Annotated in this window: 17 protein-coding genes; 1 reads left to right on the forward strand and 16 read right to left on the reverse strand. The window is 32.0% G+C overall.

Features of this window, described 5'->3' with window-relative positions:
* Positions 1-12: 12 nt before the first annotated feature.
* The 9 genes from BLP68_RS01925 to BLP68_RS01965 all read right to left on the reverse strand — a co-directional run bounded on the left by BLP68_RS01925 (position 13) and on the right by BLP68_RS01965 (position 8,023).
* A complete protein-coding gene (locus BLP68_RS01925; protein WP_091539379.1) occupies positions 13-507 on the reverse strand; it encodes a hypothetical protein in 495 nt (164 codons plus the stop codon).
* A 31-nt stretch (positions 508-538) separates the two neighbouring features.
* Positions 539-1,474 (reverse strand): 16S rRNA (cytosine(1402)-N(4))-methyltransferase RsmH, encoded by a 936-nt coding sequence (gene rsmH / locus BLP68_RS01930; RefSeq protein WP_091539382.1) that lies wholly within the window; start codon positions 1,472-1,474, stop codon positions 539-541.
* A gap of 16 nt (positions 1,475-1,490) precedes the next feature.
* The gene (gene mraZ / locus BLP68_RS01935; protein WP_091539385.1) at positions 1,491-1,922 is read right to left on the reverse strand and encodes a division/cell wall cluster transcriptional repressor MraZ; all 432 of its coding nucleotides are present in this window, start codon (positions 1,920-1,922) and stop codon (positions 1,491-1,493) included.
* 321 nt (positions 1,923-2,243) lie between these two features.
* On the reverse strand, positions 2,244-2,375 hold the full coding sequence (locus BLP68_RS01940; RefSeq protein WP_091539388.1) for an aspartyl-phosphate phosphatase Spo0E family protein: 132 nt from the start codon (positions 2,373-2,375) through the stop codon (positions 2,244-2,246).
* A gap of 163 nt (positions 2,376-2,538) precedes the next feature.
* The gene (gene lgt, locus BLP68_RS01945) at positions 2,539-3,267 is read right to left on the reverse strand and encodes a prolipoprotein diacylglyceryl transferase (protein WP_091539390.1); all 729 of its coding nucleotides are present in this window, start codon (positions 3,265-3,267) and stop codon (positions 2,539-2,541) included.
* Between the two features lie 236 nt (positions 3,268-3,503).
* Positions 3,504-4,802: an EF-P 5-aminopentanol modification-associated protein YfmH gene (gene yfmH, locus BLP68_RS01950; RefSeq protein ID WP_091539392.1), complete on the reverse strand. Its 1,299-nt coding sequence runs from the start codon at positions 4,800-4,802 to the stop codon at positions 3,504-3,506.
* Positions 4,802-6,088: an EF-P 5-aminopentanol modification-associated protein YfmF gene (gene yfmF, locus BLP68_RS01955; protein WP_091539394.1), complete on the reverse strand. Its 1,287-nt coding sequence runs from the start codon at positions 6,086-6,088 to the stop codon at positions 4,802-4,804. The genes yfmH and yfmF overlap by 1 nt, the downstream gene beginning before the upstream one ends.
* Positions 6,089-6,225: 137 nt before the next feature.
* Positions 6,226-7,377, reverse strand: coding sequence for a hypothetical protein (locus BLP68_RS01960; RefSeq protein ID WP_091539397.1), 1,152 nt, complete (start codon positions 7,375-7,377; stop codon positions 6,226-6,228).
* Between the two features lie 127 nt (positions 7,378-7,504).
* A complete protein-coding gene (locus tag BLP68_RS01965) occupies positions 7,505-8,023 on the reverse strand; it encodes a YhcN/YlaJ family sporulation lipoprotein (RefSeq protein ID WP_091539400.1) in 519 nt (172 codons plus the stop codon).
* 423 nt (positions 8,024-8,446) lie between these two features.
* On the opposite strand from BLP68_RS01965, the gene ychF reads away from it, so the two are divergent.
* Complete coding sequence (gene ychF / locus BLP68_RS01970; RefSeq protein WP_091539402.1) at positions 8,447-9,541, forward strand: redox-regulated ATPase YchF; 1,095 nt, start codon at positions 8,447-8,449, stop codon at positions 9,539-9,541.
* Between the two features lie 139 nt (positions 9,542-9,680).
* On the opposite strand, the gene BLP68_RS01975 is transcribed toward ychF, so the two are convergent.
* The 7 genes from BLP68_RS01975 to hpt all read right to left on the reverse strand — a co-directional run bounded on the left by BLP68_RS01975 (position 9,681) and on the right by hpt (position 14,080).
* Positions 9,681-10,067 (reverse strand): hypothetical protein, encoded by a 387-nt coding sequence (locus BLP68_RS01975; RefSeq protein WP_091539405.1) that lies wholly within the window; start codon positions 10,065-10,067, stop codon positions 9,681-9,683.
* Between the two features lie 138 nt (positions 10,068-10,205).
* The gene (gene deoC, locus BLP68_RS01980) at positions 10,206-10,874 is read right to left on the reverse strand and encodes a deoxyribose-phosphate aldolase (RefSeq protein ID WP_091539408.1); all 669 of its coding nucleotides are present in this window, start codon (positions 10,872-10,874) and stop codon (positions 10,206-10,208) included.
* Positions 10,875-10,890: 16 nt separating this feature from the next.
* The gene (gene pduL, locus BLP68_RS01985; RefSeq protein ID WP_091539410.1) at positions 10,891-11,469 is read right to left on the reverse strand and encodes a phosphate propanoyltransferase; all 579 of its coding nucleotides are present in this window, start codon (positions 11,467-11,469) and stop codon (positions 10,891-10,893) included.
* Between the two features lie 144 nt (positions 11,470-11,613).
* The gene (locus tag BLP68_RS01990) at positions 11,614-12,621 is read right to left on the reverse strand and encodes a restriction endonuclease (protein WP_091539412.1); all 1,008 of its coding nucleotides are present in this window, start codon (positions 12,619-12,621) and stop codon (positions 11,614-11,616) included.
* Between the two features lie 70 nt (positions 12,622-12,691).
* On the reverse strand, positions 12,692-12,955 hold the full coding sequence (locus BLP68_RS01995) for a YkuS family protein (protein ID WP_091539415.1): 264 nt from the start codon (positions 12,953-12,955) through the stop codon (positions 12,692-12,694).
* A gap of 344 nt (positions 12,956-13,299) precedes the next feature.
* Complete coding sequence (locus tag BLP68_RS21585) at positions 13,300-13,470, reverse strand: hypothetical protein (RefSeq protein ID WP_176758827.1); 171 nt, start codon at positions 13,468-13,470, stop codon at positions 13,300-13,302.
* 70 nt (positions 13,471-13,540) lie between these two features.
* Complete coding sequence (gene hpt, locus BLP68_RS02005; protein ID WP_091539417.1) at positions 13,541-14,080, reverse strand: hypoxanthine phosphoribosyltransferase; 540 nt, start codon at positions 14,078-14,080, stop codon at positions 13,541-13,543.
* Positions 14,081-14,162: the final 82 nt, after the last annotated feature.

Here is a 14,162-nt window from a genome sequence, read left to right on the forward strand (position 1 = left end):
TTATTTCCTCCTTTATATTTTTAAAAGTGCAGCAAATTTATTTATTGTCCGTTGTATAAAGCCATTTTCATCAACCTTTACAGTGTCTTCTGTATTCATATTCTTATTAAGGTCATTAGTTAACAAAGCAGTTTTTGTGGAATTTACAGAGAAATAGTAGGTGTTTTCTGAAATGGGGTACATCATTCCCAAGCGATTCACAGCTTCTGATTCTATCCATCTTGATTTAGTTACCTTTTCCAATTCCACCTTCAGTTTCTCTCTGCTGTCTTCAATTTCATCTAATTGTCTACTAAGGTTGTATATTTCATGCTTCATCTCTGTAATAGCTGCATATCTAATAACCAACAATAATCCAAGCATTAAAAGGCATGAAATGCTAAAGGCAGTAGCAATCTTTACAAAGCGATAGCTATTCTTCTTTTGCTTTTGAGGTCTTTGCTTTTGGTTGTTTTGTTTTTTCTCTTCAGTTAAATAGGGAAGATAATCTTTTCTTACTACTTCCAAATTTATTCACCCTTTCTGCCTTTTAGACCTACTATACCTTCGTAGCCACCCTTAATTTAGCACTTCTTGCCCTAGGATTCTTCTCTAACTCTTCATCAGAGGGAAGTATAGGTTTTCTGGTAATAATATCAAGAATTTTTTCTTCATTGCATCTGCAAACGGGGAACTGGGGTGGACATATACAGTCTTGATTTAAATCTTTAAAGGTATTCTTTACTATTCGATCCTCAAGGGAATGGAATGTAATGATGCTAATTCTTCCACCACTGTTCAATTTCTCTGCAGCAGTTTTTATTGTTTCTTCTATGATTTCCAATTCACCATTTACCTCTATTCTTATTGCCTGAAATGTTCTTTTGGCCGGGTGAGGTCCATCACGCCTTGCACCAGCTGGAATAGCCTTTTTTATAACCTCAACCAATTTTCCTGTTGTGTTTATTTTTTCTTCTTGTCTATGCTTAACAATGAAGTTGGCTATGCGCTTAGCCCATTTTTCTTCTCCATAATCTCTAATGATTTCTTCTAGATCCACTTCACTATATGTATTTACAATTGTAGCTGCATTAAAGGAATTTCTATTATCCATTCTCATATCTAATGGAGCATCCTGCATATAGGAAAATCCTCTCTCAGCTTCATCTAATTGATGAGAAGAAACTCCAAGGTCCAATAATATCCCGTCTATTTTACTCACCCCAAGATTATTTAAAATATCTTTAAGGTTTGAAAAATTATCCCTTACTAGCTTTATTCTGTCTTTATACTCTGCTAGTTTTTTTTCTGCAGCTATATGTGCATTTTCGTCTTGATCTATACCAATTAGTAAACCCTCCGAATTGAGCCTTTTTACTATTTCCATAGAATGGCCAGCACCACCCATGGTTCCATCAACATAAATACCATTAGGCTTTATGTCTAAGCTTTCTATTGATTCCTTAAGTAGTACAGATAAATGTTCAAAATTCATATAATCACCTTCACAGTTATATTCCTAATTCTGCCATCTTTGATGCAATTTCATCGTAGCTTAAATTTGAATCACTATTGTATTGCTGCCACTCTTCTTGGCTCCATATTTCTATTCTTGTCCCGACACCGATTAAAACAGTATCCTTTTCAAGCTTGGCATGTTCTCTTATATTATTGGGGATTCTTATTCTTCCCTGATTATCCAATTCACATTCAGAAGCACCAGCAAAGAAAAAACGAACAAATGCTCTTGCATCTTTATTGGTTAATGGTAATTGCTTTAACTTATTCTCCAGTATTGTCCATTCCTCCATCGGATATATAAATAAGCAGTTATCTAATCCTTTTGTGACAATGAAGTGTTCCCCCAGTTCATCTCTAAACCTGGAGGGAATGCTTATTCTACCTTTTACATCAATTGTGTGATTATATTCACCAATAAACATTTTCATCCCACCTTAGGGGTTTTTATACCACTTCATACCACTTTACACCACTTTCTTATATTTTCTAGCTTCACCATCAAATTCCTGCTTTTCTTTAAAAGAAATTTATTTTTTTATTTTTTTAGTGCTTAAGCTCTAGAACAAAATAAAATTAAACTTTAATAATCGTTTTTTTAAACAAAAAAAAATGCCCTTGTTTAGGCAGTTTTGAAATACTGATAGTAATTTAATATTTATAATTACAATGATGATTAATCTATTGTAACTAAATAAGTAATAAAATGTCATTTTTCGACTCTTTACTAAGCAGTTATTTGTAAATTAATTCCTGTAATAGGCTACTATTAACTCGTCTAATTGAATGCTTAATTGATAAATAGCATTGTAGTTTTTCTGATCATTTATCATCTGATTTAACTGTTTCTGTAGCCTTTCAATTTCTTTCTTTATCATTATCTCACCTCATATTTTATCTTTAGCCGCAAGATAAATTCTAAAGAAAAAAAGCAGCTTTGTCAAAGCCTATTATAACCATATTTTTACATTGTATCTAAAGGATTCATGTATTTTCTTATGAATTCTTCAATTTATTACATTAATTGAATTTTTTTCAAATTTAATAACCTTTTTTTCTTATTTGAGATGATATAACAAAGGCACCAGCTATTAAAGCTAAGCTTACTACTTGTGCAGTTCTCAAAGGTCCAATCATTAAACTATCTGTCCTTAAACCCTCAATAAAAAACCGTGCTATTGAATAAAGAATAACATATAAAATGAAAATTTGCCCTGAATATTTTTTTCTCTTGGTGTAATGAAGCAGGAAAAAGAATACTCCAAAATTCCATAAAGACTCATATAAAAAGGTTGGGTGTACCATAACACCATCAACTTCAATAGCCCACGGCAAATCGGTTGGCCCACCATAAGCCTCTTGGTTCACATAATTTCCCCATCTACCAATAGCTTGACCCAGTATTATACTAGGTGCACATATATCTGCCATTCTCCAAAAACCAAGATTCTTATATCTACAATATAGGTATCCAACTATAACTCCAGCAATTACACCTCCATGTATAGCCAAACCACCTTGACGAAATCTTAAAATATTTTCCGGATGCTGAGAGTAGTATTGCCAATTAAACAATACATAGTATAGCCGAGCTCCAACCAGTGCAGCAGGTACCGCCAAGAGAGCTATATCTATAATTACATCCTCCTGTAAGCCTTCCTTTTTTGCTCTAGCAGAAGCCACAAGCACTCCTAAAAGCATACCAAATGCTATAATAATACCATACCAACCAATTTCTATTCCAACTATCCTAAAAGCTACTGGATTCATAAATAATTACACCCCTCGCAAAAAAAATCTATGATGAAACTGTTCAGAATACTTCTGATACCATTTCATCAGTATGTGTTACAGTAAACATCAACCACAAGTTGATTAGAAAGACATCAATCCAGAATAAATGTAATGTGTTTTGATGTAATTTCCAACAGTCTGAGCTGCTGTTTTAATAGCTGATAATTAACATTATATTGAATGATAAAAAAAATGTCAAATGATAGAAAAAATCAATTAACAGGACTTATTATTGAAAGCACCTGTCTCTCTTCATTAAAATGATTTTTTAATTCTTCTTCAACATCTTCAAAGCTTACTGACTTTAGCATGTCAATATACTCTAAAAAATTGAGATTCTTAAAGCGATAGCCGATAAATGAATTACCAATATACTCCATAGAATTATAATAACTTATATTTTCTCCAATTTGCTTTCTTTGTACCCTGGCGAAATCAGCCTCATCTAACCCTCTATTTTTCAAAATGACTAACCACTCATCAATTATCTTTTTAACCATTTTAGGGTCCTTTGAATCACCACTAATAATACTATGTCCATAATCTGGCTCACATACATAATCTACTTGAAAACTACGATCAATTAATCCTTCGTTATATAGTTTTTGATATAAATCTGTCCCCTTATCAAAAACCATATCAAGTAGTATTCTAACTGTAGCTTCCTCCTTCAGTAGATTAATATGTCTCTCCTCTGAATTTTTAGGTATTTTTTTATATCCTAAATAAAACATGGGCATAGATACCGATAATTTTTCTTCAATAATCTCTTTATTTACATGAATGGGTTCATCTGGATAATACCTAATTATTGAAAAGGGTTCTTTTATATCCTGCTTTTGGAAAAGTTCTTCAACCTTATTAAAAACCTCTTCTTTTATTAAATCACCGGCAACTAATAATATCATATTTGATGGGTCGTAAAAGGTATTAAAGCATGTATATAAATCTTCCTTTGTTGTTTTATTTATGCTTTCTACTGTTCCTGCAATATCAATTCTAACTGGGTGGTTATGATACATTCCCTTAAGAAAATTGAAAAATACCCGCCACTGTGGATTATCCTGATACATTTTAATTTCCTGTGTAATTATCCCCTTTTCTTTTTCTACATTTTCATCAGTAAAGTAAGGAGCTTGCACAAACTCAATTAGATTTTTCAGATTTTCATAGAAATAATCTGTTGAAGTAAAATAATAGGCAGTAATATTAAAATTAGTATATGCATTAACATTAGCCCCTAATGGAGCAAAACGATCAAAGGCATTGCCCTCTGGCTCTTCAAATAATTTGTGCTCTAAAAAGTGAGCTATACCTTCAGGCACTTCTGCAATATCTTTATCATGTAGCTTTTTAAATTTCAAATCATTGGAGCCAAATTTTGTTGCAAATATTGCATACTGTTTTGTATAACCTTCCTTAGGCATAAAAAACACTTCTAATCCATTACTAAGCTTTTTTGTAAAAATAGATTCCTTTACAACGTCTCCTTTTATTTCACTGTAGGTCATTAGATATTGCCTCCTTCCTCTGCTAAGCCTTTTAAAAAGTATACAGTGTCCAGTTGAACTTTTTTTGCCACCATGACAACATCTTCAATTCTTACAGAGTTGATTTTCTCTATTAGCTCATCAGGGTTAATGAAATGATTTCCTACAATTTGACTATAGGTATATTCCGCCATAGCTCCCGCGCTGTCTCCTAGAGCTTCAATTGCAGTAATTAGTGCTTTCTTTCCATTTGTCATCTCATGGTCAGTAATTTTTCCGTCCTTCATTTCATCTATTTGCTGTTGTACAACTGTTTTAGTTTCATTAGCCTTATCTACTTCTATACCACTACTTATCATCATAAGTGATTTAAACTTCTCTAGTTTCGAGTAAATATAATAGCATAGGCTTCGTTCCTCCCTCACCTTTAAAAATAGCTTTGAGTGAGGTCCTCCTCCTAGAATGCTTGAATATACCATTAGAGCAGGGTATAGTGGGTCTTGATAGGATAGATTAGTTCTATATCCTAACGAGAGCTTTCCTTGGTTAATTTCCATCTTTTCATCTACCTCGTGAATTGGCCTTTCATGACTAATAAAACTATCATCTTCTATTTTAATAATCTCTTTTTGATTAAATTTCAAACTATTGGTGATATACTCTTTGACTTGTTGATGCTGCAAACTACCCACAACAACTATGTCTATTGGGCTAGTCTCAATTATATTCCTATAATGATTTAATAGATTCTTTCCATTTATCTGTGGTATGTCCTCCAATATTCCATATTCATATAAATGAAACTTCTCATTACGACACATCTCTTCAATACATCTATCATATGCATATCTGTTTTTATCGTTTAACCTTCCCTTTATTCTACTTTCAAGATTCAACTTTTCTTGTGCAACATATTCTTCCTTAAATCCTTCACCCTCTATAAGAGTATCGAATAAAATCTCATTCATTAATTTCATGCAATCCTCCAGTAGATTTTTGTCATCTATATATTTTAAACCTACTGTGTTTAAAGAAAATAGAATAATTTGCCTTTCTCCTTTCTTCCCCACATCGCCATTTAAACTAGAGCCATATAAATAATCTAATTTTTTAGCCAACTCCTGTGATGTTTTATGATGCTTTGTACCCCTTTGTAGCACCATAGGTAGTAAAGCATTGTAGGTAACCTCCTCTGGGATTAAGGGTCGTTTAAAATATATATTAATTAAATTTGTTTTAAACTTATCCTCATTCACGGTATGAAGCTGTAATCCATCAGCAATCTGTTCACTGGTTAAATTAAGCATGAAATATCCTCCTTATTTTTATATCAATTTAATTAAAAAATTAAATGAGTAATAAATAATTATCAATTGTTATTTTAAATTCTCCATTTTATTTTCTTTATATTATTCCCAACTCTTTTAAATATAACAAGTCAGTTCTATCTTTGCATATTTAATAATTTAATTCTTTTATTTAATTCATTAAATACCCCATCCTGTAGCTGCCAACCAGTAATATAGTGGACTTCAACCCCTCTTGGCTTATCAATTCCCTCCAATATTTTTTCTATTTCAATTTTGTAATTAATATCTTCAAATAGTGAAGTACCTTGAAAAATGTAGATATCCTTTACTGCATGGTTCATTAATTTTTCTAATTCATTCCTAACTAACCTTTTATCTAAAAAAGTGTGTTGAACATGCCTACTATTATACCCTTCTTGAACTAGCATATCTTTTACTTTTTCCCTAAATAGAAGCTCTTGCTTAATATAATTCTTTTCTTCTAATCCCGCCTGATATTTTTCTCCTAAAATCAATATGCCCACGTTACTTCGTTGATCCTCTTCAATATATCCATTTAACCAGTTAACACATCCACGTGATAATTCATCACTATCCCAAAGAGGGTTAGTATTTTTTACCACCCTCATATGTTGAATTGGATTAACCCTTTGAACAACTTCATTTATTTTTTTAAAATCATTTGAGTCAGTAAGCATTACAGTTGATATGATAATCCTTCCATTTCCATCTACCATAGCCTGATTTAATACCTCTTCAAAATATGGTCTTGTATTTATAAATGATGAGTAGAATTTAAATTCTTCCGTAAATTCATTTTGTAATAGATGCTTTAGCTCTGTATAATAATAAGAATCACTAATACTGCTAACTTTTTCATATGTGAGCTTGGTTTTAAATAGTCGAAATGGTAAATTTAAATACTGATATTTGCTTAAGTAATCAAATTCATTTTTCAAAATAGTTGGTAGGTCATAGGTTGGTGGCTCTCCTTTAAACACAAGAATAACTGCTGTTTTTTCGTTCAACAAATAATTTTTTGCAATATAATCACTGGATATTTTATATTGAATCAAATAAAGACTTACTATAGTGAGAAAATATCCCAAAATAATTCCTAAAGTTACTTTATTAATTTTTGACTTTTTTATGATGTTTTCATTTTTAAAAAATATGCATCCTAATAATACTGCTAATATCCAAAGAAATCTCTCCACTAGACCAATAGTTATTAATCCGTAACTTATAACCACAGAAAAAATTATAGCTTTTAACATCAAAATCATATCTATCCCCCCAGATTTCTCACATAACACAATTCAATTTGATTAATAGATATGATGAAAATAATAATAAAATGAATAAAGGTGGATATATAACCCTCCACCTTTACTCACTTTTAATTGTCTAATTTTATGCACCTGGAGTCATTCTTCTAATCAACTCTTCTATTTCTCTTCCAAATCCACTTAGTGGTCGTCCTCTTGTTGCTTCCGTAGATATGTTTTCGATTCGTTGGACAATATCAGGATCTGCTGAAACAGATACCCTTTCTATATTTCTGTCAGTTCTTCTTACTACATCCTCTATTTTTTTCTTTACTTCAGTATTTACCTCACCTTGAGTATCTTCAGTTAAAGATACGCCTACTAGAGCAATATTATCGGTAATAACAACAGTAGCACTTCTAACTTCTTCTAGCTTGACTACTGCATTAACGATTCTATCTGCCCTAATATTTAAATCTTGCATGGCTTCACCTGGTTGCATATTCATTGGTGCATTTCTATCGGTCATTTCTTGATTTGGTTCTACTCTCCTTGGATCTGCTGGTGCTGGAGCCGGTCTTTCGACAGGTCGTCTACAACCAGTTGCGGCTATACCTAATATTAATATAAAGCATAAAAATATTAATAATTTTTTGCTTTTCATTTTATCACCTCCTATAGTTATTTTATCTCCGTCTTGATTTTTTATTTAGTTAACTTTTTCATAAAAAAACTATGATTGACAATTTGTTATTAATAATTTACATGCCTTTGGAGGAAAATAAATTTAATATATAATATTCATATTTATTACTTATCAAGGAGGCATCATATGGACATTCTATTACTCTATTATTTATCCAAACTATTTCAAAAAACATTCCAAAAAGTAAAACTACCACTTTTCATTTTATTTTTATTTTGGCTAATTTCAAAGTTAAGTAGTTTATCCTTAAGCTATGGCAGGAACATTGAAAAAAGCTAGCTATAAAAATGCTGGCTTCTTTATTGCCAATAGATACTTAATAAGATATAATCTTACTTGTGTGCAAATTTTAATCTTTTTATGTAGAAAGGGACGGATTTAATGAAACTAGGCATCGTTGGATTACCAAACGTAGGCAAGAGTACTTTATTTAATGCAATTACTGAGGCGGGAGCAGAATCTGCCAATTATCCATTTTGTACTATCGAACCAAATATAGGAGTGGTTGCTGTTCCAGACCAGCGTTTGGCTGTATTAAATGAAATGTATCAATCTGAAAAGGTTATACCTGCAAGCATAGAGTTTTACGATATAGCAGGTCTCGTGAGAGGAGCCAGCAAAGGTGAAGGACTTGGAAATAAGTTTTTATCTCATATTCGTGAAGTTGAAGCTATTCTTCACGTTGTCAGGTGCTTTGAAGATTCTGATATTACCCATGTTGAAGGTGACGTAAACCCATTAAGAGATATTGAAACTATTAATTTAGAGCTTGTTTTTTCTGACTTAGAGATTATCGAGAAAAGAATTCAAAAGACAGAAAAACTCATAAAATCAGATAAATCATTAATTGAAGAGCTTGAGCTATTAAAGCTAATAAAAGAAGCGCTTGAAGAGGGTAATACAGTTCGGACCCTTGATTTATCGCCTGAACAACAAAAAATTGTTAGAAGCTTTAATCTATTATCTTCTAAACCAACTATTTATGTTGGAAATGTTTCAGAGGAGGATATAAAAAATTATGGTGCTGATAATCAATATGTTGGAAAGCTTAAGGAATTGGCTTCTGGTGAAAACGCTGAGGTAGTAGTTATTTGTGCAAAAATTGAAGCTGAAATTGCTGAATTAGATGAAGATGAAAAGCAAATGTTCTTAGATGAGCTAGGTTTAAAGGAATCAGGTTTAGATCGACTTATAAAGGCATCCTATTCATTACTAGGCTTGATTAGTTACCTTACTGCTGGCCCTAAGGAAGTGCGTGCATGGACCATCAAAAATGGTCTTAAGGCCCCCCAAGCAGCTGGAAAAATCCATTCTGACTTCGAAAGAGGTTTTATTCGTGCAGAGATAGTAGCTTTCAATGATCTTGTAGCCTGTGGAAGCCATGGAGCAGCTAAAGAAAAGGGCTTGGTTAGATTAGAAGGAAAAGAATATATTGTTAAAGATGGAGACGTGATACTATTTAGATTTAACGTTTAAATATTGGTGAGCTAAAGATAATCAGGAGTTTTCATACAGCTGAAAACTCCTGATTATCTTTTCCCTCTTACTTTTTCTTCAGTCTGGAGCAATGGTCCTAACTATGTCCATTGCTTCTATAGGCTATATTTTTTAATACCTAATATACTGTATCATATACTTCTAAGCTATCGGCTTTTACTAAAACATATTCACCTACTGGCAAATCCTTACCTTCTACCTCCAACTGTATAATGCTATTTCCAAATCTGAGGTCAGAAATTCCATCCTTATACACCTTTTCTAAAACTCCAATAATATGAGTAATTTCTTCTTCAATAAAAATCTTAAAAGATTTCTCTTTGCTCAGGCTAACTGTTTTATTCCACTCTAAAATATCTGTAATATCATACTCTACGTTATATTTATTACCTACTTCAGGATCACTATTTCCATTCCATACTGCTTTTCCATTTCCATATTCCGTATTAAAATCAATAATTGAATCCATATCTGAATTATCGACGCCCCTGATTAGAATTTCCAATAATCAAACCTCCTTCTTATATTTATATTATTTTATAAGACTAATTCTAAAAACAGGAACCTTTACAGGCTCCTGGGGTTATTGAAAAGCGTAAAATGCTTTGTTATTGTCATTAATCATTATCAATTATCAGTTGATTTAATATCCGCCCTGTTGATCTTCAATACCCTTAACAATACTTATTGAAGCACTACATCCTATTCTTGTTGCACCTGCTTCAATCATTGTTATTGCTGTCTTATAATCACGTACACCACCAGATGCCTTAACTTGTACATTTTCTCCAACTGTTTCCTTCATTAGCTTCACATCTTCAGCAGTAGCACCACCCGTACTAAATCCTGTCGAGGTTTTAACAAAGTCTGCTCCAGCTTGTTTTGCTAATTCACAAACCTTAACCTTTTCTTCATCAGTCAATAGAGATGTTTCTATGATAACTTTAACAATTGCTTTACTTTTTGCGGCATTTACAACTGCCTCAATATCTTTATAAACCAAATCATACTCTTTGCTCTTTAATGCTCCAATATTAATCACCATGTCAATTTCATTAGCTCCATTATCGATGGCATTTGATGTTTCAAAGGCCTTCACTTCCATAGTTGAAGCTCCTAATGGGAATCCTACTACTGCAGTAACCTTAACATCGGAGCCCTTTAGTTCGTCTGCTACAATAGCTACATTCGATCCATTAACACAAACAGAAAAAAATCCATAGGTCTTAGCATCTTTACAATATTGTATTATTTCTTTTTTTTTCACATCAGGTTTTAAAATTGTATGATCAATATACTTTGCAATATTCATTTGGATGTTCTCCCATCTATTCAATAATTAATTCAACTAAGTCACCATTCTTGACACCAGCGGCATTGCCTTCGTCCACATCTACGTGCATTTCTAGTGCGAAGGTGGGATGTACTCTAGCTAAAACATTTTCAAATATTACTGCCCTTTCACCAAAGGTTCTGACCTTAACGGTTTGTTTATCAGTCACACCAAATGCCTCTGCATCAGATGTATGCATATGTATATGTCTTGAAGCAATAATTACCCCTTCCTTCAATTCAACTTCTCCATTTGGTCCTACAATTTTAACACCTGGGCTATCACTAAGATTACCTGAATCTCTTACAGGTGGCTTTAACCCTAAAACAAAGCTATCACCTAATGAAACTTCAATCTGTGTACTATTCCGAGCAGGTCCTAAAACTCTAACACCACTTATTGTACCTTTTGGTCCTATAATATCCACTTTTTCTACAGCAGCAAACTGTCCTGGCTGTGATAAATCTTTAAAATTTTTCAGCTCATAGCCTTCACCAAACAAACTATTAATATCTTCCCTGCTTAAGTGAAGATGTCTGTTGGATAAAGCTATTGGTAACATTTTTTTGCTCATACCCCTTTACCTCCTCATATGTATTCTCTATAACAATAAGATAAAGATACCATCATATTGTATACAATCCTATTATACTTTTTTTTATCTTATAAATCAAATGTTCCAAGTTAATAGTTTTGCATAATAATTATTGTTTATTTCTTATAAATCATTAAGCAATGCACTAAAATACGAGTAGTCCTCATCCACTTTATCTTTTTTGATTTTTAACGCTGAAATAAATGTTATAACCGTTAGCCCCATTGAAAGGCCGGCAACTGTCATATAGTAAATAGGGTATGGAGTATAAAAAGCAGCTATTATTAAAAATAAACTCAAGAAAAAATAGCTCTTAGATTTTTTATTAGATAAAAGCGCTATCTTGTACTTCTTCCATAAAGCGTTCCTTCTGCTAATTTTATTTTCAATAAGCTCATCAATTTCTTTATCTGTAGGAAACATATCACAGCTTTCAATTAGTTTAAGCATTCTTTCTTTATTCAATAGAAGTACTCTATAATTCTTGTTTAGTAGATTAACAAAATCGTATGCATCCTTTGTAAAATCTGAGGTTGTAATTACAACATTTCTTTTTATGTCCATTTCGTGAAGTCGACTTAATATCTCTTTAATTTCCTTCATCTCTACATAGAAATCATTTTTATATACATAGAAAGATAGCAGCATCTTTTCTCCATTGTATAAGCCTTGGCAAACTAAAATATTATGACTATTGTATATATGTCTCACATTTGAAAATCCTAACTTGCTATATAATTCTAGTGAAAATTCTTTAAGCTCAGCTTCTGTCCTGTTGAGAATTTCTTGATATACTTTTTGACTTGCTACATTTCTACGTTTTTGTATTTTTATACTCTCCAGCTTTTTATTTCTAATACCTATCGATATGTAATGAAATAAAAGTAGCATTAACACTGAAATAAAAAGTGCAATTGACAAATGATTTAAGTATATGTATGTAACCATGAAAAAGAGAAAGAATAAAAATATTCTAATCAGTGAAAAATCAATTATTTTAGCACTATTACTTCTAGTATCCTCTTTAGAGGTCATATAATATGATCTAAACCTTCTACTATTGTCCCTATTTCTTTTATAACCTTTAATTTGATTAAGAAAAAATATACACAATTGATTAAACTTACTCATTACCCATGCTCCCTTCTATAAAAACAACCGTACTTGTAAAAGTCGGTTATTTTAAAAATCCTTTACTAGTTTAGTCTAACTCATCTAAAGCATTAATAAGTTGGTCTAGTCCAATTTCATCAAGATTAATCATTTTTACGAATTTATTATTATCTGAAAAACCAAGCCTACCCGTCATATTATGGGCTAAGTATTCAGTATTTTTAAAGGAATAAACTATAGCATCAATTGTATCACTGGCATCATCTACACTAGTTACTGCATAGCCATAATCTTCAAGTAGCTTAGCAGCATCGTGTAGTCCCTCCTGTACTGCTATTCTCTTACTTCTCATCTCATAACCATTCCTCTCTATTCTTTAATCTTCGTATTCCATTAAGGCTTATTTTAGCTTTCTTTTATTACATTGACCTCCTGAAATATATTTTAAGCACTTTAACAAGAATTATCCAAGGAACAAAAGCATTTCACGCTTTAAAATAATTAAAAAACTCTCATTAGCCTTAATACCACATACTACTTATCTGAATATATGCTAATGTACTACTACTTTTAAACATAAAGAAACCTAGCCTCGACGTATCCATAATACGTAAGATGCTAGGTTTTGATAGAGTGAGGAAAATAGGTATCAATCATCAGTCTAAAGCCTCCATCGTTAGAGACTTAATTAGTGTTTTAACCCATTGCTCTTTCTAATTTTTCAAGATGCTGTAGTGGAAAATGCTTTAGTAACTCCTTAAACTGATCTACTGATAGCCCCTGTGTCGTTGTATAGATTTCTATTTTACCATCAATGTCTGCTTGCATAAAGCGTTGCTTTACTTCTTGAAAATTAACTGTACTCACTGTAAAACCTCCTCGAATAGATTCTATTAATAGTATGGAAAAAAATTAGATTACTATTCAAGGATTTATTCTATTGATAAGCTTCTTCTTTTAAAATAGCTACATATGGGAGGTTTCTATATTTTTCAGCATAGTCAATACCATAGCCAACAATGAATCTATCAGGTATATCAAAGCCTATATAATCTAGCTTTAAGTCACATTTCCTTCTCTCAGGCTTATCAAGCAATGCACAAATTTTCAAACTTGCAATCTTTCGAGATTTTAAGTTCTCAGTTAAGTACTTCAGGGTTAAGCCAGTATCAACAATATCTTCAACTATAATAACATGTTTACCCTCAATTTCTATATCAAGGTCCTTCATGATTTTTACTACACCCGAACTTTGAGTAGAATATCCATAGCTTGATACTGCCATAAAATCAACATATACAGGAAGGGCTATCTCTCTAATTAGGTCTCCTAGAAAAACATTAGCACCCTTCAAAACACCTATCATAATAATATCTTCCATATTTTCATAATCAACTGTTATCTGTTTACCAAGTTCCTTAACTTTTGTTGCAATTTGTTCTTCAGTGAATAGTATTGCTTCTACATCCTTATTCATAGTATCACCCCTTCTAAATAATCCAACTTCATTATAGCATAATTTACAAAATATATGAATATTATTCTCGTTTTTTGGTTTA

Origin of the sequence: Alkaliphilus peptidifermentans DSM 18978 (assembly GCF_900101495.1) — a bacterium.
Classification (GTDB): domain Bacteria; phylum Bacillota; class Clostridia; order Peptostreptococcales; family Natronincolaceae; genus Alkaliphilus_C; species Alkaliphilus_C peptidifermentans.